We start from the raw sequence: 17,807 nt of genomic DNA on the forward strand, positions 1-17,807 counted from the left end.
GGCGTCACGCTAGGGGAGGGGTACGACAGGCGCCGGCTGATGTTGAGTGATGCAGTGGATGCCGCCGCCCCGGGCGAACAGCGGCCGGGCGTCGACGCTCACGACGCGTCGGCCGGGATAGGCCTCGGACAGGATGCGCACCGCCTCGTCGTCTTTCGGATCGTCGAAGCTGCAGGCGATGACCCCGCCGTTGACCACGTAGTGGTTGATGTAGCTGTAGTCGACGACGCCCTCGTCGTCCCGCAGCACGGTCGGTGCGGGAACCGGAACGACACGGAGTCCCTCCCGGGTGAGGAGATCCATGACGTCGCGGCTGATCTCGTGGTCCGGATGCGCGGGGTCGCGCTGATCGTGCACGAGGGCGACGCCCGGCGTCGGCATCGCGGCGACGATGTCCACGTGGCCGCGGGTGCCGTAGGTTTCCGAGTCCCGAGTCAGGCCGCGCGGCAACCAGATCGTGCGGTCGACACCGAGAGTGCGGGACAGCTCCGCCTCGACGTCCTGCTTCGACCAGGTGGGGTTGCGTCCGCTGTCGAGCTGCACCGTGTCGGTGAGGAGGACGGTTCCGGCGCCGTCGGCCTGGATGCCGCCGCCCTCGTTGACCATGTCGGACGCGACGACCGGAACGCCGGCCGCCCGCGCCACCAGTGCACCGATCCGGGCGTCGTTCTCCCACGTCGCCCACTCCTGCGCGCCCCACCCGTTGAAGACCCAGTCCACCGCGCCGACGGTTCCGTCGTCCGAGACCACGAAGGTCGGCCCGATGTCGCGCATCCACGCGTCGTCGAGAGGTGCCTCGAGGATCGTGATGCCCGATCCCAGGTACTCCGCGGCGATGCGTGCCTCACGGGGATCCACCACGACGGTCACCGGCTCGAACTCGGCCACGGCGCGGGCGACGGCGGCCCACGTCGTGCGAGCCTCGTGGCGCTCCTCCTCGGTGTCGCCGAGCGAGTAACCGGGGCTGGGGAACGCCATCCAGGTGCGCTCGTGCGGTTCGCCCTCGGCGGGCATGCGCCATGTCACCGGGTACCCGCCACGGGCCGGGTGAGGGTGCCGTACGTGTCCGGACGTCGAGTGTCGAGGAACGGGAACAGCGTCAGCCAGTCGCCACGCTGGTCGAGGTCGAGATCGGCGACCAGGACGGCCGAGCGGTCGCGGGGAGCCGACACGAGAACGCGGCCGTACGGGTCGGAGATGAACGAGGAACCGTAGAACGTGATGGCGCCCTCGTCACCGTGGCGATTGGGTACCACCATGAACGTGCCGTTCGCGATGCCGTTGCCGACGATGACCTGCTGCCAGAGAGGTTGGGTGTCGAAGTCGGGATGATCCGGCTCCGAGCCGATGGCCGTCGGATAGACCAGGACCTCCGCGCCGGCCACCGAGTAGGCCCGCGCGACCTCGGGGAACCACTCGTCCCAGCACGTCGGCATTCCCAGTGCGAGGTCCGCCGCACGGTGCACGGGGTACGGGTCGTCGGCAGGTCCGGGGCGGAAGTACGTGTCCTCGTGGTAGCCGGCGGTGACGGGAATGTGCAGTTTCCGAGTCCGGGCCGTCACCTCGCCGTCGGGCGAGACCAGGACGGCGGTGTTGTACCCGAGGCCGTCGCCGACGGTGTCGTCGCGTTCGTACAACGACGCGTGCACGACGATGCCGTGACGCGCGGCGGCCTCGGCGGCGAAGGTGACCGTCGGCCCGGTGGCCAGGTCCTCCGCGCTGCGGCCCGGGTTCTCGCCGCCCGGCACGAACGCCGGGTAGCGGCTGAGGGTCAGCTCCGGGAGGAAGACGATGCGAGCGCCTTCCCCTGCCGCAGTGGCGATCCCGTCCTCCAGTTCGGCGCGCAACACGCTCGGATCCTTGTGCCACCGATGCTGCACCAGCGCCACTCGTACCGGTGGGCGGCCGGGCTCGCGCGTGCGGGCGGGCGACGGCGGCGGGGTGGTGGCGGTGATGGTCAGCATCGGGTGTCCTCGTCCGTAAAACGAATGTGATTCGTTAAGTATGGTGTGACGACGGCCCGAACGCAAGAGGAAGGAGCCGGCGATGCCGCGTCCGTCGACACGGTTGCTGTCCACCGACCTGATCACCGATGCCGCACTCGCGCTGGTCGATCGGCACGGCGACTTCACGATGCCGGGACTCGCCGAGCGGCTGGCGGTGCGGCCGTCGTCGTTGTACAACCACGTGGCGGGGCGGGCCGAGATCGTGGAGTTGATGCGTACGCGCATGATGGCGGGCATCGAGATCCCGGCCGACTCCCGCGACTGGAGTGAGGCGGTCTCCCGCATCGCGCAGGAGTACCGCCGCCACTACGCCCGACATCCGCGCGCCATCCCGCTGTTCACGGCGCACACGGTGCGCTCCGCCGTGGCGTTCGACATGTACAACGCGTTGGCGACGGCCCTGTCCGACGGCGGCTTCGCGCCCGCCGAGGTGCTGCACGCGATCACCGCCGTCGACAGTTTCGTCCTGGGGTCAGCGCTCGATCTCGCAGCGCCCGAACAGGTCTGGGCCTCGGCCGACGAAGCGAACGACGCCATGCGCGCGGCGCTGGAGACCTCGGGCGCCGGCCGCGCGGACGCGGCGTTCGAGTTCGGGCTCGCAGTGCTCATCGCGGGGCTGCAGGCACGCTCGCCCCGCAGCTGACGAGCCTCTCAGCTGACGAGCCTCTCACCCCACCAGGTCGGCTTCGTCCTTCAGAGCCTCGGTGTCGACGGTGAGCGTCTCGCCGCGGAAGAACGCCGGCGTCACGAAGCGCATGACCATCATGAGAACCGCACCCACGATGAGGATGCCGAAGCCCAGGAAGAACACCAGTCCGATGCCGCCGATCTCGGCGCCGCTGCCGTTCTCCGGGTCCATGCTCTCCTCGACCGAGACGACGAACACCGCCAACAGGACCAGGCCACCGAGCAACGGGAAGATCAACCGGAACACCGTGTTCCGAACGCTGGCGAAAAGAGTTCGGCGGAAGTGCCACACGCAGGCGAATGCGGTGATGCCGTAGTACCAGCAGATCATGATGCCCAGTGCCGCGATGGTGTCGATCAGGGTGTTCTCCGACAGGAAGGTCACCGCCGTGTAGAAGACCGCGGTGATCACACCGGCCGCGACGGTGGCGGCGGAGGGGACGAGGAACCGCGGGCTCACCTCGGCGAGCTTCTTGGGGAAGGCGCCATAGGCCGCCATCGCGAGCGACGTCCGCGCCGCCGGCAGGAACGTGGTCTGCAGGCTGGCGATCGAGGAGACGAAGACCGCGAGGTAGAGCAGCATGCCGCCCCAGCTGCCGAGTACCGGATCGGCCAGGGCACCGAAGACGTTCTCCGCGTTGTCGGGATTGCCGAGCCCCAGGCCCTCCTCGCCGACACCGGCGTACATCATCGCCGCGACCGCGACGAGCAGGTAGGTCAGCAGGATGGTCGCGACGCACAGCAGCCCCGCGCGCCCCGGTGTCTTCGTGGGGTTCTTGGACTCCTCGCCCAGCGTCAGGCACGTGTCCCATCCCCAGAACGCGAAGATCGAGCCGGTGACGCCGATGACGAAGGCGCCCATGGTGAGTCCGCTGAACGGATCGAACCAGCCGATGTCGAACGACAACCCGGCCGGTGCGTCCCCCGCGCCGACGTGGACCAGCGCGACGACGGCGAACGCGATCAACAGCACCATCTGGAAGCCGACGAGCGCGAACTGGAGCTTCTCGCTCGTCGTGATCCCCCGGCTGGCCACCCACGTGGCGAGAGCGATGAACACGACCGTCGTACCGACGTTGACCAGTTTGTTGCCCGGCAGGTCGGCGATGGAGGGAGTGTCGAACAGCTTCGCGATGAACAGATAGAAGAACTGCACGGCGATGGCCGCGAGGTTGGAGAGCACGATGATGGTCGCGATGACCATGCCCCAGCCGCACATCCAGCCCACGTAGGGCCCGAAGGCCTTGGTGGACCAGGTGAACGAGGCGCCGCAGTCGGGGGAGTCGGAGTTCAACTCCCGGTACGCGTAGGCGGTGAGGAACATGGGGATGAACCCGGCGATGAAGATGGCCGGCATCTTCAGGCCCACCGCGGCGACGATCAACCCGATGCTGGCGGTGAGCGTGTATCCGGGTGCGACGGAGGAGATGCCGAGAACGGCGCCGGACAACGTGCCGATCCGTCCGACGGCCAGTCCCTTGGACGACGTGAGTTCACTGCTCATCGGGAAGCCTCCGTCGGATCGGTGCTGCTGGGCATGTCGGAACGGAACTCGGTGCTGGGCACCACCACCATGGGAACGGGCAGTGCCCGCAACATCTTCGACGCGGTCGAGCCGAGGAACAGGCGGCGCGGTTGTGCGAGTCGGCTGGACCCGACGACGACCACGTCGCCGTCCTCCCACGTCAGACCGGACACCGCGGCCTCGACCGTCGAGCCGTCGGCAACCGAGGACGTCACCGTCAGACTCTCGGGCAGACCGGACCGGGCGGCGTCGAGCATCTGCTGTGCGTGGTCGATGGCGCGCGCCTCTCGGTCCGGGTCGCGCAGGGACTCGACGTCGGAGGTGTCGTCGAGCGGAACGAGCGAGAGCAGTCGCAGCGACGTGTGCATCCGCTCGCACGACCGGACCGCGGTGCGCAGCACGAGGTCGGCGCCCGTGCGGGTGCCCATGGCACACGTCACCTCGCGGATTCGGTCGGCTGTCGACGTGCGATACCCGAACGGCGCCAGGGCCAACGGGATCGGGGCGGAGTGCAGCAGCTCGGTCGACACGGTGCCCAGAGTGTGGCGTCCGAGCAGGCCGTCCTTGGCGCCACCGACGACGATGGCGTCCGACCCGAGCCGCGCCGCCTCGTCCATGAGGCCGGACGAGAACGACTCCGAGAAGCTCAGATGCACCGCGGTCTCGATGTCGTCGGGCACCGACGCGGCTGCCTGGTCGAGCCACGCCCGGCCGCGCTGGGCGAGCAGTTCGGCGAACCTGGCCTCGGCCGGGACGGCGCGGTCGGGCGGCACCACCATGCAGATGTCCAACGCCGCACCCAGACTGCGGGCCAGCTGCACACCCAGGACGAGCCCGTCCTCTCCTGTGGGAGTGGCGAGATAACCGACGATCAACCGCATGGTGCGTCCCTTCGGGAAGCTTCGGTGGAACCGGACCTACTGGAAAGCCACGTACTTCGTGTCGAGGTACTCGTCGATGCCCTCGGTGCCACCCTCACTGCCGAGACCGGACTGCTTGACTCCGCCGAACGGGGCTGCGACATCGGACACGACGCCCCGGTTCACACCGACCATGCCGCTCGCGATCCTGTCCGAGACACGCAGTGCTCGATCGAGATCGCGGGTGTAGATGTATGCGGCGAGTCCGAACTCTGTGTCGTTGGCGGCATCGACGGCGTCCTGCTCGTCCACGAAACTCGTGATGGCCGCGACGGGTCCGAAGATCTCCTCGCGCACGATACGTGCGGACGGCGGAACCTCGTCGAGCACGGTGGGTTCGAAGAACCAGCCCGGGCCGTCGATGACGTGACCACCCGTGCGCACGCGGGCGCCGGCGGCGACCGCATCGTCGACGAGGGATCGGACGTTGGTGCGCTGCTTCTCGTTCACCAGCGGCCCCACGTTCGTCCCGTCGCTCGAGCCGGGCCCGACGGTGAGCGCCGCGATCCGTGCGGTGAGCTTCTCCGTGAACTCCTCGCGGACGCTCTCGGCGACGATGAGGCGGTTGGCAGCCGTGCAGGCCTCTCCGCCGTTGCGCATCTTCGCCGCCATGGCGCCGTCGACGGCGGCATCGATGTCGGCATCGTCGAAGACTACGAACGGTGCGTTACCACCGAGTTCCATCGACGTTCGCAGAACGTTGCGAGCCGACTGCTCGATGAGGATCTTGCCCACCCGCGTGGAACCGGTGAAGGTGACCTTGCGGAGTCGCTCGTCGGCGAGCAGGGGCTCGGTGACCGCGGGAGCGTTCGACGCGGGAAGTACCGACAGGACCCCGGCCGGCAACCCGGCGCCCGCCATGATCTCGGCGAGCAGCAGCATCGTCAGCGGCGTGTCCTCGGCCGGCTTCACCAGTACCGTGCACCCGGCCGCCAGGGCGGGGCCGATCTTGCGGGTTCCCATGGCCAGCGGGAAGTTCCACGGAGTCACCGCGAGAACGGGACCCACCGGAACCTTCGTGACGAGGATGCGGCCCGCGCCGGACGGAGATTGCGTGTAGCGGCCCTGGATGCGCACCGCCTCCTCGCTGAACCAGCGGAGGAACTCGGCGCCGTACGTCACCTCGCCGCGGCTCTCCGGGAGGGCCTTGCCCATCTCGAGAGTCATGAGGAGCGCGAGATCCTCCGTGCGCTCGATCACCGCCTCCCACGCTGCGCGCAGGATCGTCGACCGTGTCCGAGGTGCGGTCGCCGCCCACTCGTCCTGCACGGCGACGGCGCTGTCGAGCGCCCGCAGTGCGTCCTTCTCACCGGCATCGGCGACGCGGGCCAGCACGTCACCGGTGGCGGGATCGTGCACCGCGAACGTGCCGCCGTCCGCGGCGTCGACGAACGCGCCGTCGATCCACAGACCGGTGGGGACGGAGGCGAGCAGGGCAGCAGAGTCGGTCACTGTGCTGCCAGCGTTCGAACCGTGTTCTCCAGCACCGTCATCGCGTCGTCGAGAAGCTCGTCGCTGATCACGAGGGGAGGCAGCAACCGGATGACGTTGCCGTACGTCCCGCAGGTGAGCAGTACGACGCCCTCCGCGAGAGCATGCGCCGCGATGGCCTTGGTGATGACGGGATCCGGGGTGTCGGTGCCCGGCTGGACGAGCTCGATGGCGAGCATCGCACCGCGTCCGCGGACGTCGCCGATCACGGAGGTCTCCTCGGCGAGGGCGCGTAGGCGCGGCATGGCGAGGGACTCGATGTGACGGGCGCGTCCGGACAGGTCGAGAGCGGTCATGGTCTCGATGGCAGCGAGGGCAGCCGCGCAGGCCACCGGGTTGCCTCCGTACGTTCCGCCGAGCCCGCCCGCGTGGACGAGGTCGAGGAGATCCGCGCGACCGGTGATGGCCGACAACGGCATTCCGCCTGCCATTCCCTTCGCCATCGTGATGATGTCGGGGACGATTCCCTCGTCGTCGCTCGCGAACCACGACCCGGTTCGACAGAACCCGGTCTGTACCTCGTCGGCGATGAACACGACGCCGTTCTCCCGCGCCCAGGCTTGCAGAGTCGGGAGGAATCCGGGTGCGGGAACGATGAACCCGCCCTCGCCCTGGATGGGCTCGATGATGACGGCGGCCACCGCGTCGGCGCCGATCTGCTTCTCGATGCGGTCGATCGAGGCCAGCGCGGCCTGCTCACCGGTCAGCCGCGGCTGATCGCGGTAGGGGTACGACATCGGCATCCGGTAGATCTCCGGTGCGAAGGGCCCGAAGTTCGTCTTGTACGGCATGGTCTTCGCCGTCAGCGCCATCGTCAGGTTGGTACGGCCGTGATAGGCGTGGTCGAACGCGACGACGGCGTCGCGGCCGGTCGCCAGTCGCGCGACCTTGATCGCGTTCTCGACAGCTTCTGCGCCCGAGTTGAACAGGACGCTGCGCTTCTCGTGGTCACCCGGGGTCAGCTCGGCGAGCTTCTCCGCGACGGCGATGTAGCCCTCGTACGGCGTCACCATGAAACAGGTGTGCGTGAAGTGGCCGACCTGCTCCCGGACGGCGTCCGCGACAGCGGGATCGGAGGCGCCGACACTCGTGACGGCGATGCCGGCGCCGAGGTCGATCATCGAGTTGCCGTCGACGTCGACGATCACGCCGCCATCGGCATCGGCCGCGTAGACGGGAACGCTGGAACCGACGCCGGCGGCGACGGTGGCGCGTCGTCGGGCCGTCAGTTCCTGTGAACGCGGTCCGGGAAGTTCGGTGAGGAGAGCGCGCTTCTGAGGAAGGCGGTAGCTGATGTCCATGGTGAAGTCCTTCGCAGAGCAGGGAATGTCAGTCGTGGGAGCTCATGACGTGCTTGAGGCGGGTGTAGTCCTCGACGCCGTAGGCCGAGAGGTCCTTGCCGTAGCCGGAGTACTTGAAGCCGCCGTGCGGCATCTCGGCGACGAGTGGGATGTGGCAGTTGATCCAGACGGCGCCGAAGTCCAGCGCCGCACTGACGCGTTGGGTGACGCCGTGGTCCTTGGTCCAGATGCTCGAGGCCAGCCCGAACCGAACGTCGTTGGCCTTCTCGATCGCCTCGGCCTCGTCGGCGAACGGTTGCACCGTCAGCACCGGTCCGAACGTCTCCTCCTGGACGATGTCGTCCCGCTGGTCGACTCCGGTGATCACGGTGGGCTCGAGGTAGAAGCCCTTGTCTCCCACTCGGTTGCCACCGGTGACGATCGTCGCGGAGGCCGGGAGGTTCGCGAGCTTGTCGGTGACGGTCGCGTAGTGACGACTGTTGTTCAGCGGTCCGTAGAACGCGTCCGCGTCGTCCGGGCTGCCCGGTGTCAGCTCGCGGGCCTTGGCCGCGAGCGCGTCGACGAGTTGATCGTGAATCGACTCGTGTACCAGCACGCGGGTCGCCGCGGTGCAGTCCTGACCAGCGTTGAAGAAGGCCGCCTCGGCGATACCGCTCGCGGCCGAGGCGATGTCGACGTCGCCGAAGACGATGGCCGGAGCCTTGCCGCCGAGCTCGAGATGGGCGCGCTTGAGCTGGCGGGCGGCGGCGACGGCGACCTCGATGCCTGCACGAACGGACCCGGTGATGGACACCAGGCCCAGCGACCGATGCCCGACGAGTGTCGCGCCGGTCCCGCCGTCACCGAGCACCACGTTGAGCACTCCGTCGGGAAGGATTCCCTTGGACAGCTTTGCGAGCACCAGAGTGCTCTCGGGCGTGGTGTCGCTCGGCTTGAGGACGATCGTGTTGCCGGCCGCGAGCGCCGGCCCGATCTTCCAGATGGCCATCATGAGTGGGTAGTTCCAGGGCGTCACCTGGCCGACGACACCGATGGGCTCGCGGCGGACGTAGGAGGTGAAACCCTCCATGTACTCGCCGGCGGACTTCCCCTCGAGCATGCGGGCTGCACCCGCGAAGAACCGCAGCTGGTCGGCCCCGACGGTCACCTCCTCGTCGGCGATGACCTGCTTCTGCTGGCCGGTGTTGCGGCTCTGCGCCTCGACGAGCTCGTCCGAGTGGGCCTCGAGGGCGTCGGCGAGCTTCAGCAGGGCGGTCTGCCGGGTCTTCGGAGTCGTCTTGCCCCAACTGGCGAAGGCGCGCTCCGCGGCGGCCACGGCGTCGTTCACGTCGGCCTCGGTGGAGATGGGGGAGACGCCCACGATCTCCTCGGTGACCGGACTGATCAGGTCGAGAGTCAGGGTGGACGAACTGGCGACGAACTCGCCGTCGATGTAGTTGCGGAGCACGTCGTGCGACACGAGGTACCTCTCCGTCGGGGCGGCTGGGTGGTTCGATCAGTGTGCGCCTGACGCTGCGAAACGGCAGCGGACAAAACGATGATCGTCCGGGGGTGGGGCACTCCGACTTGTCCAGTGCGGTAGCGGGGGTGTTCTCTTGCGGCGGGAGCTTCCCGACCGGAGAGGGGTACGTCGTGACGGTGTCGGTGCGCTGGGTTCTGGCGCAGAAGGCGCTCGCCCTCGAACTGCGAGCCGGCGCGGGCGGGTTGGACCGCGAGGTGTCGTTCGTGCACACCACGGAACTGTCGGAACCGTTCCGGTGGCTCTCCGGCGGAGAACTGCTGCTCACCACGGGGTTGAGGCTGCCGGTGACGACACCGGAACGGGTGGCGTACCTCGAGGGACTGCACGACGCCGGTGTCGCGGCGGTGGGATTCGGCACGGGCCTGTCGTTCGCCGAGGTGCCGTCCGACCTCGTCGAGGCCGCTGATCGGCTGGGACTGCCCGTCCTCGAGGTCCCCCTGCCCACGCCGTTCGCGGCGGTGGTGACTCTCGTGATGAATCGGTTGGCGGAGCAGCAGTACGACGCCGTCGTGCGTGCATCCCGTGCGCAGCCGCGGATGACCCGCGCCGTGGTCGCCGGGGGCGCCGCCGCGATCGTCCGGGAGCTGGCGACGGCCACGTCGTCCGCGGTGGTGCTCCTCGACGACACCGGACGGGTGCTCGAACAGCATCCGCGCGGTGGCGGTTCCGGTGTGCTGGACGAGATCCGTACCCTCGCAGCCGAACGCGGAACCGTGTCCAGCCGGGTCTCGGTGACTCCGGCGGGCATCTCGATCAGTGTGCAGCGCATCGCCATCGGCTCGGCGACGCACGGCCACGTGGCGGTGGTGGGGCCGGTGCTGGGGAACGTCGACCACATCCTCGTGGGCCACGCGGCGTCACTCCTGGCGCTCGACTTCGAGAAGCCGGCGCGGGTGCAGTCGGCGCAGGACAAGCTCAACTCCGTGGCACTGAGCCTCGTGCTGTCCGATCTCGACGGCCTGGCACCCGTGTGGGCGCAGATCGATCTGGCCGCGGGGGCCGACGGCACCGTGCGCGCCGTGACCGTCGATGCCGACACGCCCCCGCGAGCCCAGCGTGTCGAGGCCGCGATGGCGACGCACAGCGCAGCGGCGGGCCGTCAGCTTTTCGCTCGACGATGGTCGTCGCGGGTGACCCTGGTGGTGCGCGGAACGGACGATTCGACGTTCGCGGCATCGACGATCGCCGGTCTGGAGATCTCGGAACGTCGGCGGCTCCGGGTGGGAATCAGTGCGCCGCATTCTGTTCCGCAGCTCGCGCAGGCGGTGGAGGAGAGTCGGCTGGCGGCGTCGTCCGCCGCGGCGGGCGCCGATCCCGTGGAGTTCGGCTCGTTGGTGGGCGGTGTCCTGTTGGCGCACGCCTCGACGCGTCAGGCCCTCGCGACCGTCGGTGACGCGACCATCGCGCCCCTCGAGAAGTACGACACCGCCAACGGGACCGATCTGGTGGCGTCCCTGCGTGCGTTCCTCGAGGCGAACGGCCACTGGGAGTCGGCGGCCTCGGCCCTCGGGGTGCATCGACACACGTTGCGCAGCAGGGTCTCGCGCATCGAGGCGACGGTGCCGTGCTCCCTCGACGATGCCCGCGTGCGCGCCGAGCTGCTGCTCGCCCTCATCGCACGCGGGACCTGACGGTCAGCCTCGAAGCGCGCTCACGATCACCTCGGCGGTGCGGTGGCCCATGCGCACGGCTCCGTCGACGTGCTGATACCCCTCGGCCGCGATGTCGGAGCAGGAGAAGTGGATCGGGCCGACCGGGGTGCGGACGTCGCGTCCGTAGCGGTGCAGACCGCCGAGATCGAAGCTGGCCGCGTACGCGCCGCGCGTCCATTCCTCGGTGCCCCAGTCGGACTCGTAGTAGACGACCGGATCGAGCGCCTTCGGTCCGAGATACGTGGCGATCGACTCGAGGATCGTGCGCTTGCGCTCCGCGCCGCCGAGTTCGAACATCGCGTCCGCCTTCTCGTCCGACACGAAGGCGACGAGGGTGCCACGGGAGTCCTCGTGGTTGGTGTTGTCGTACACCTCCTGGGCGATCTGGGTGGCGCCGAAACCGGTGCCCGACAACCCTTCCTCCCGCCAGAACGGACTGTCGTACACCGCATGCACCTTGATGACGAGACCGAGGGACTGGTGCTGATGCATCTGGTGCTGACGGCGAGGGAGGGGCGGGTCGTACGAGATCCGCGTGTACAGATTCGGCGGCACGGCGACGATCACCCGGCGCGCCGTCACCTCGAGCTCCCCGTCCGCGAGAACGGTGACGCCGTCGTCGGTCCAGCGGATCGTCCGCACCGGCGCGTTCAGGTGCACGTCGTCACCGAGGCGCTCGGCCATGGCGACCGACACCTGCTGCATGCCCTGCACGACGCGCTTGTCGAGAATGAAGCTGTCGTCGACGAGGTTCGAGAACGAGCCTGCCGACGCGGCCATGAGCACGGCCTGCAGCGCAGAGAATGCATGGGCGGGCTTGGTGAGCATCCCGCCCGCGATGAACATGCCGATGTTCGCGGTGGCTTCGGCGTCGTCGGACTGTTGCGCGAGCCATCCCTCGAAGGACACCGTGTCGAGCTCGCGTGCCTGCGGATGGGCCCATGGTTCCTCGGGCCCGATCTCCGCGGCCAGAGTGTCGAGCATCGCGATGAGACGGTCGATCTCCTTCACGGTCGACTCCGCGACGGGGAAGTCCTCGCCGGTGTAGCGAGTGGCGACACCCGCGGTGTCGACGTAGACGGACTCGCCCTCGCGGTACCGGTCGAACGTCTCGAGCCCCAACTCGCCGAGCAGGTCGATCAAGGCCGTCTGGTCGGGCGAGACCCACTGGCCGCCCAGCTCGAGCACGGCGCCGTCGATCTCCTTGGTCCAGGTCCGGCCACCCACCCGGTCGCGTGCCTCCAGGACGGCCACGGTGAGGCCGGCCTTCCGCAGCGCGGTGGCGGCGGCGAGACCCGAGGGCCCGGCTCCGACGATGGCGACGTCCCGGTCGACTGAGGGCACGGTGTGGCTCCTGTTCAGGTGGGGTTGTGGTCATCCCAGTCTGCCCGGTCCGGCGCAGGCACGCGCAACGCCGAAATGTCGCACACCTGTCGCGTCACCTGGACGCCTCGGCGTGGGGGTCGCGGCCGGACGGCCCGAGAATCTGCGTGATCGCAACACTGGTGAGAGCGCGGGCGGTGCTCGACCGTGGAAGGTATGACTTCCACCATTCGCACCTCCGTCGTTCCCTTCGTCGTGGAGGCGTCCGGTACCGGCGTCGCCCAGCACCTCGTCGTCGAGGGCACGGCCGGGCACGAGTTCGACGCCGACGCCTACCCCGCCTTCGGCGGCAGGGACGAGGCACCGAGCCCGCTGTTCTACGCACTCGGTGCGCTGACCTCGTGCAACCAGGTCACGGCCTCACTCGTCGCCAAGGACCTCGGCATCACGCTGGGAAAGTTCAGCTTTCGCGTGCAGGGTGACCTGGACACCGCCGTCCTGGTGACCGGCGCCGACGGCAACTCGAACTTCGACACCGTCACCGTCGAGGCGACGGTGGAGACCGACGCGACCGGTGATGCGTTCGATCACTTCGTCGCGGAGGTCGAGCGTCGCTGCCCCGTGACGCAGCTGTTCGTGCGCAGCGGAGTGGGCTTCGTGAACACCTGGACGCGCGCCGAGCCGGCCTGACGAGCCATCCCGGGCCTCCAGGGCTTCGCGGGCTTTCCTGGCCTCGCGAGTACGTCCGAAGTGGCGTCGCATCGCCGCTGATCACGACACTGTGGACGTACTCGCGGAGAGCCTGCTGGGTGGCTACGCTCCTACGATGATCAGTCGACATGTGAGTGTGGTGATCGCGGCACCGCCCGAGGCGGTGTACGGCTACCTGGCCGATGTGGACAACCTCACTGCCTGGGCCGCAGGACTCGCATCGGGCTTCACCCGCGACGGTGACGACTTGCTGGCCGAGTCACCGATGGGCACGGTCCGGGTGCGGTTCGTCCCGCGCAACGCTTTCGGGGTGCTGGATCACGACGTGACGCTGCCCGACGGCACCGTCGTGAACAACCCGCTGCGGGTGCTCGCCCATCCGGACGGCGCCGAGGTGGTGTTCACGGTTCGGCAACTGGACATGACCGACGACGAGTTCGACCGGGACTGCGCCGCCGTCGCTGCTGATCTGGAGTCCGTGCGGGCGGTCTTCGGCCGACCTCGCTCCGGCACATCGATCACCTGAGCAACTGGATGACGGCAGCGGGATCGTCCGCCATCATCACGTGCCCGGCGTTCGGTATCTCGACGACCTCGACACCAGCCTGACGAAGCCGGCCGGTGTGCGTGGGTTCTCCCGTCCTCGATCCGTACAGCAGTGTTCTCGGCACGTGGGACGCGAGCAGGATGTCGAGAACGGTGGTGTCCGGCGGGCCCACACAGAGGCCGACAGCACTGCGGTGGAGCGCGACCGGATCGGCCAGCCGAAGCGTCTCCGCCCACGCGGCGTCGGCCCGGGCGATGAGTGACGTCACTCCCTGTGTTGCGAAGTCCTCTTCCGACTGTCCCGCGATCTCGACACTCGCCTCGCCGTCGAAGGGGAGAAGATTCGGCTCGAGGACGGTCAGTCGTCGTACGAGGTCGGGTCGTGCCCGCGACAGGACGATGGCGATGGATCCACCCATACTGTGTCCGACGACGTCGAGTCCGACGAGTTCGTGCTGATCCAGCATCCGGGCGACGGCGAGCGCGTGATCGTCCAGGGTGTAGCCGTCGGTCGCCACGTCGGCGCTGTCGCCGAATCCGAGCAGATCCGGGAGCAACCGCAGGCGGTCGTCCAGTCCCGCGGCCACGGTCCCGAAGGCAGCGACACCCGCCGACCCGAGACCATGAAGGAACACGGTGGCTCGACGACGTTCGCCCGGCAACACCGCGGTGTGGAGGGTCATGGCGCCGACGCTACCGGGTCTCCTTGACGTGGCAGTACGTCCGGTTCGTCGTAAATGATCGTGCAGCCGGTGTTTTCAGCGCACTCTCAGGTCACGAGTAGTCCCGAGTCGTAGTGTCGACCGGGGTGCGCAGCGGGCGCATCGGTCGTCAGGAGGAAATCATGGCAGGCATCGCCGACAAGTTCGACAAGGCATACGCGGACAAGACGATCGAGGAACTGGCCGACGCGCCGGTCGCGGCCCTCAAGGGCGTCAGCGACGGCGATGCGGAGAAGTTGAAGGCTGCCTTCAACATCACCACGGTGCGCGATCTCGGCACCAACAAGTATTTTCTGTGGGCCCAGGCTGCGGCGACGCTCGCGCAGTAGGGCAGTCACACCCTCGCGAGTACGTCCGAACTGTCGTGATTGCGGGCCGCACAACGACAATATCGGCGTACTCGCGGGGGGGTCGGGGGAGGCGGCGGTGCGGGGGCCGGTGACGGGTGCGGTCAGGCGTCCGACCGTCGGCGCCGCCGGACACGCTTGGTCACCAGCACCACCACCGCCACCGCGATGAGCCCGATGACGACGTACTGGAACACCGAGGCGTAATCCTCGACGTAGTGCCAGTTCTCCCCGAGGAAGTAGCCCGCGAGCACGAAGATCGTGTTCCACAGGAGGCTGCCGAGCGTCGTGTAGAGCAGGAACTGCAGGACCGGCATCGCGGACACGCCTGCGGGCACCGAGATGCCGGATCGCACGAGCGGAATCATCCGACCGAAGAACACGGCGGAGCGGCCGTGGCGCACGAACCATTCGTCGGCCTTGGTCAGATCGTCCGTGCTGACGAACGGCATCCTGTCCACGGCGGCGTACATCCGGTCGCGGCCCAGCTTCTTGCCCAGCCAGTAGAGGCCGAGAGCGCCGAGCACCGATCCGAGCGTGGTCCAGAACAGTGCGCTGGCGAGGGAGAAGCCACCCTGCGACGCGGTGAACCCGGCCAGCGGGAGGATGATCTCGCTGGGCAGCGGTGGGAAGAAGTTCTCGGCGGCCACGGCGATGCCGGCGCCCGGCCCGCCGATGCTCTCCATCAGGCTGACGGCCCAGCCTGCGATTCCACCCAGTTCCGTACTTGCGGCAGCGGTGACGATGTCGCTCATGCCCGCACTTTACCGGGGGTTTACTCCGCGAGAGCCCGCGCGAGGTGCGTGCCGGTGTGCGTCCGGGCCAGAACGAGCTCGTCGACGGTGCCCGTGAACACCACCTCGCCGCCGTCGTGACCCCCGTCGGGACCGAGGTCCACGACCCAGTCGGCGGCCGCGACGACGTCCATGTTGTGCTCGATCACGATGACCGACCGACCCTCGTCGACCATGCCGGACAGCAGTCCGACCAGGTTGTCCACGTCGGACGAGTGCAGTCCGGTGGTGGGCTCGTCGAGCACCAGGACCGGGGAGTTGCCTACGAGTTCCGTCGCGAGCTTGAGGCGCTGACGCTCGCCGCCGGACAGGGACGTCAGGTTCTGGCCCAGGGACAGATAACCGAGACCGACATCACTGCACCGCCGGAGTACGTCGCGCACCTTCTTCACGGTGAAGAACTCGCGGGCCTCGTCGACGGACATGTCGAAGACGTCGGCGATCGAGACGCCGTCGACGGTGTGCTTGATCGCGCCGGAGCGGAAGCGTCGACCCTGGCAGGTCTCGCACGTACTCGACACCGGGTCGGTGAAGCCGAGGTCGGTGAAGATCATGCCGGTGCCCTGACAGTCGGGGCAGGCCCCGTCCGAGTTCGGCGAGAACAGCGCTGCGGGATGTCCCGTTCGCTTGGCGAAGTGTGCACGGATCGGATCGAGCAGTCCGGTGTAGGTGGCGGGTGAGGAGCGGCGCGAACCGCGGATGGGTGCCTGGTCGATGACCACCGCGTCGGGCCGGACGTCGCGGAGGTGGCCGTGGATCAGACTCGACTTGCCCGAGCCCGCGACACCGGTGACCGCCACGAGAACGCCGAGCGGGATGTCCACCGACACGTTCTTCAGATTGTGGCTGTCGGCGTTCTCGATGCGCATCCACCCGTTCGGAGTGCGCGGGGTGCGCCGCGATCGACCGTCTCGACGCAGCGCCGTCCCGGTACGCGTCTCGGACTGCCGCAGTTCGGGCCAGGTGCCCTCGAAGACCACCGTGCCGCCGTGCTTTCCGGCGCCTGGGCCGATCTCGACGATGCGGTCGGCGATGGCCATCACCTCCGCGTCGTGTTCGACGACGAGCACGGTGTTCCCCTTGTCGCGCAACGCGATCAGCATGTCGTTCAGCCGGTGCACGTCGCGCGGGTGCAGCCCGGTGGTGGGCTCGTCGAAGACGTACAGCATGTCGTTGAGCGTGGCGCCGAGGTGGCGCACCATCTTGATGCGCTGGGACTCGCCGCCCGACAGCGAGGACGTCGCACGATCGAGGCTCAGGTACCCGAGTCCGAGATCGACCAGTCGACGTAGCTGTGTCACCACCTCGCGGCGTGGGCCGTCCAGGTCGCCGAGCGCCCACGTGTCCATGACGTCGGCGAGGTCGGAGACCTGCATCGCGAACGCGTCGGGGATCGAGAGTCCCTCGAGCGTCGCGGCGTGCACCGTCTCGTTGAGTCGAGTTCCCCTGCAGGACGGGCACACTCCCCGCGTGACGATACGGTCGTACGCCTCCTTCGACTTGCCCTTCAACGCGTCGGCATCCTTGGAGAGATAGCTTCGACGGAACCGGGAGAGCAGCCCCTCGTACGTCTTGAACACGGCGTCCGGGTTGACCATCTCGACCTCGCCGGGCGACGCGTCGAAGAACAGGTGCCGCTCGCGCGGGGAGTACTGCTCGAGGGGAACGTCGAGATCGAACAGTCCCGAATCCGCGTACAGCCGGTAGGGCCACTTGCCGGGCAGGAAGTCCGGGTGCTTGACGGGGCCCTCACGCAACGACTTCGACTGATCCACCAACTCGTCGATGTCGATGACCTTCGCCTCGCCCAACCCCTCACACTCGGGACACATGCCGGCGGGATCGTTGAACGAGAACGCGTTGGCATAGCCGATGGACGGGGTGACTCCGCGCGACCACAGCATGCGGAGCCAGTCGCCGATGTCGGTGATGGTGCCGACGGTGGAGCGAGGGCTGCCGAAGAGGCGCTTCTGGTCGACGATGACGACGGCCGACAGGTTGGCGATGAGATCGGCGTCCGGCCGACCGTAGGACGGCAGGAAGGTCTGGGCGAACGCGCTGAACGTGGAGTTGATCTGCCGCTGCGCCTCCGCGGCGATCGTGTCGAACACCAGCGAGCTCTTGCCGGACCCCGAGACCCCGGCGAACACGATCAGCGACCGTTTGAGGAGATCGATGTCGATGTCACGCAGATTGTTCTCCCGCGCGCCGCGCACGGTGATGGTGGACAGAGCGTCGTTCGGTGGCGTCGTCACGCCGT

16 protein-coding genes are annotated in these 17,807 nt (G+C 68.4%); 5 read left to right on the top strand and 11 right to left on the bottom strand.

Annotated features, from left to right (window positions below; all coding sequences use genetic code 11):
* Positions 1–9: 9 nt before the first annotated feature.
* A complete protein-coding gene (locus tag HQ312_RS15320) occupies positions 10–1,026 on the bottom strand; it encodes an agmatine/peptidylarginine deiminase (protein WP_222639131.1) in 1,017 nt (338 codons plus the stop codon).
* Positions 1,023–1,964, bottom strand: a complete 942-nt coding sequence (locus tag HQ312_RS15325) for a nitrilase-related carbon-nitrogen hydrolase (protein WP_222639132.1) — start codon at positions 1,962–1,964, stop codon at positions 1,023–1,025. The genes HQ312_RS15320 and HQ312_RS15325 overlap by 4 nt, the downstream gene beginning before the upstream one ends.
* A gap of 82 nt (positions 1,965–2,046) precedes the next feature.
* Between HQ312_RS15325 and HQ312_RS15330 the strand changes: the two genes are divergently transcribed.
* The gene (locus HQ312_RS15330; protein ID WP_222639133.1) at positions 2,047–2,649 is read left to right on the top strand and encodes a TetR/AcrR family transcriptional regulator C-terminal domain-containing protein; all 603 of its coding nucleotides are present in this window, start codon (positions 2,047–2,049) and stop codon (positions 2,647–2,649) included.
* Positions 2,650–2,673: 24 nt separating this feature from the next.
* Here the strand turns inward: HQ312_RS15330 and HQ312_RS15335 are convergent, their stop codons facing one another.
* Genes HQ312_RS15335 through HQ312_RS15355 form a run of 5 tightly spaced genes read right to left on the bottom strand, consistent with a single transcriptional unit; the run spans position 2,674 to position 9,389 of the window.
* Entirely contained in the window at positions 2,674–4,197 is a 1,524-nt protein-coding gene (locus HQ312_RS15335) for an APC family permease (RefSeq protein WP_056448305.1), read from the bottom strand.
* On the bottom strand, positions 4,194–5,099 hold the full coding sequence (locus tag HQ312_RS15340) for a universal stress protein (protein ID WP_222639134.1): 906 nt from the start codon (positions 5,097–5,099) through the stop codon (positions 4,194–4,196). Before HQ312_RS15340 ends, HQ312_RS15335 begins: the two co-directional genes overlap by 4 nt.
* A 36-nt stretch (positions 5,100–5,135) precedes the next feature.
* Positions 5,136–6,590: an NAD-dependent succinate-semialdehyde dehydrogenase gene (locus tag HQ312_RS15345; protein ID WP_027504921.1), complete on the bottom strand. Its 1,455-nt coding sequence runs from the start codon at positions 6,588–6,590 to the stop codon at positions 5,136–5,138.
* Positions 6,587–7,930, bottom strand: coding sequence for a 4-aminobutyrate--2-oxoglutarate transaminase (gene gabT, locus HQ312_RS15350; RefSeq protein WP_222639135.1), 1,344 nt, complete (start codon positions 7,928–7,930; stop codon positions 6,587–6,589). Before gabT ends, HQ312_RS15345 begins: the two co-directional genes overlap by 4 nt.
* A 28-nt stretch (positions 7,931–7,958) precedes the next feature.
* On the bottom strand, positions 7,959–9,389 hold the full coding sequence (locus HQ312_RS15355; RefSeq protein WP_222639136.1) for a gamma-aminobutyraldehyde dehydrogenase: 1,431 nt from the start codon (positions 9,387–9,389) through the stop codon (positions 7,959–7,961).
* A gap of 173 nt (positions 9,390–9,562) precedes the next feature.
* On the opposite strand from HQ312_RS15355, the gene HQ312_RS15360 reads away from it, so the two are divergent.
* Positions 9,563–11,083, top strand: coding sequence for a PucR family transcriptional regulator (locus tag HQ312_RS15360; RefSeq protein ID WP_222639137.1), 1,521 nt, complete (start codon positions 9,563–9,565; stop codon positions 11,081–11,083).
* A gap of 3 nt (positions 11,084–11,086) precedes the next feature.
* On the opposite strand, the gene HQ312_RS15365 is transcribed toward HQ312_RS15360, so the two are convergent.
* A complete protein-coding gene (locus HQ312_RS15365; RefSeq protein WP_222639138.1) occupies positions 11,087–12,448 on the bottom strand; it encodes an NAD(P)/FAD-dependent oxidoreductase in 1,362 nt (453 codons plus the stop codon).
* A gap of 195 nt (positions 12,449–12,643) precedes the next feature.
* On the opposite strand from HQ312_RS15365, the gene HQ312_RS15370 reads away from it, so the two are divergent.
* The gene (locus HQ312_RS15370; RefSeq protein ID WP_027504926.1) at positions 12,644–13,117 is read left to right on the top strand and encodes an OsmC family protein; all 474 of its coding nucleotides are present in this window, start codon (positions 12,644–12,646) and stop codon (positions 13,115–13,117) included.
* A gap of 136 nt (positions 13,118–13,253) precedes the next feature.
* Positions 13,254–13,664, top strand: coding sequence for an SRPBCC family protein (locus HQ312_RS15375; protein ID WP_222639139.1), 411 nt, complete (start codon positions 13,254–13,256; stop codon positions 13,662–13,664).
* Here HQ312_RS15375 and HQ312_RS15380 read toward each other — a convergent pair.
* Positions 13,657–14,367, bottom strand: coding sequence for an alpha/beta fold hydrolase (locus HQ312_RS15380; RefSeq protein ID WP_222639140.1), 711 nt, complete (start codon positions 14,365–14,367; stop codon positions 13,657–13,659). The genes HQ312_RS15375 and HQ312_RS15380 overlap by 8 nt on opposite strands.
* A gap of 161 nt (positions 14,368–14,528) precedes the next feature.
* Between HQ312_RS15380 and HQ312_RS15385 the strand changes: the two genes are divergently transcribed.
* A complete protein-coding gene (locus HQ312_RS15385) occupies positions 14,529–14,735 on the top strand; it encodes a hypothetical protein (protein WP_027504928.1) in 207 nt (68 codons plus the stop codon).
* 122 nt (positions 14,736–14,857) lie between these two features.
* Here HQ312_RS15385 and HQ312_RS15390 read toward each other — a convergent pair whose 3' ends face one another.
* A complete protein-coding gene (locus HQ312_RS15390; RefSeq protein ID WP_222639141.1) occupies positions 14,858–15,508 on the bottom strand; it encodes a DedA family protein in 651 nt (216 codons plus the stop codon).
* Positions 15,509–15,528: 20 nt separating this feature from the next.
* A complete protein-coding gene (locus tag HQ312_RS15395) occupies positions 15,529–17,802 on the bottom strand; it encodes an excinuclease ABC subunit UvrA (protein WP_222639142.1) in 2,274 nt (757 codons plus the stop codon).
* Positions 17,803–17,807: the final 5 nt, after the last annotated feature.

It is taken from the genome of Rhodococcus sp. BP-316, from assembly GCF_019836105.1.
Lineage (GTDB): Bacteria > Actinomycetota > Actinomycetes > Mycobacteriales > Mycobacteriaceae > Rhodococcoides.

Coding starts and splice junctions, on each gene's coding strand:
- HQ312_RS15385 (WP_027504928.1), top strand. CDS start 14,529: ATGGCAGGCATCGCCGACAAGTTCGACAAGGCATACGCGGACAAGACG.
- HQ312_RS15390 (WP_222639141.1), bottom strand. CDS start 15,508: ATGAGCGACATCGTCACCGCTGCCGCAAGTACGGAACTGGGTGGAATC.
- HQ312_RS15330 (WP_222639133.1), top strand. CDS start 2,047: ATGCCGCGTCCGTCGACACGGTTGCTGTCCACCGACCTGATCACCGAT.
- HQ312_RS15375 (WP_222639139.1), top strand. CDS start 13,254: ATGATCAGTCGACATGTGAGTGTGGTGATCGCGGCACCGCCCGAGGCG.
- HQ312_RS15340 (WP_222639134.1), bottom strand. CDS start 5,099: ATGCGGTTGATCGTCGGTTATCTCGCCACTCCCACAGGAGAGGACGGG.
- HQ312_RS15335 (WP_056448305.1), bottom strand. CDS start 4,197: ATGAGCAGTGAACTCACGTCGTCCAAGGGACTGGCCGTCGGACGGATC.
- HQ312_RS15370 (WP_027504926.1), top strand. CDS start 12,644: ATGACTTCCACCATTCGCACCTCCGTCGTTCCCTTCGTCGTGGAGGCG.
- gabT (WP_222639135.1), bottom strand. CDS start 7,930: ATGGACATCAGCTACCGCCTTCCTCAGAAGCGCGCTCTCCTCACCGAA.
- HQ312_RS15380 (WP_222639140.1), bottom strand. CDS start 14,367: ATGACCCTCCACACCGCGGTGTTGCCGGGCGAACGTCGTCGAGCCACC.
- HQ312_RS15325 (WP_222639132.1), bottom strand. CDS start 1,964: ATGCTGACCATCACCGCCACCACCCCGCCGCCGTCGCCCGCCCGCACG.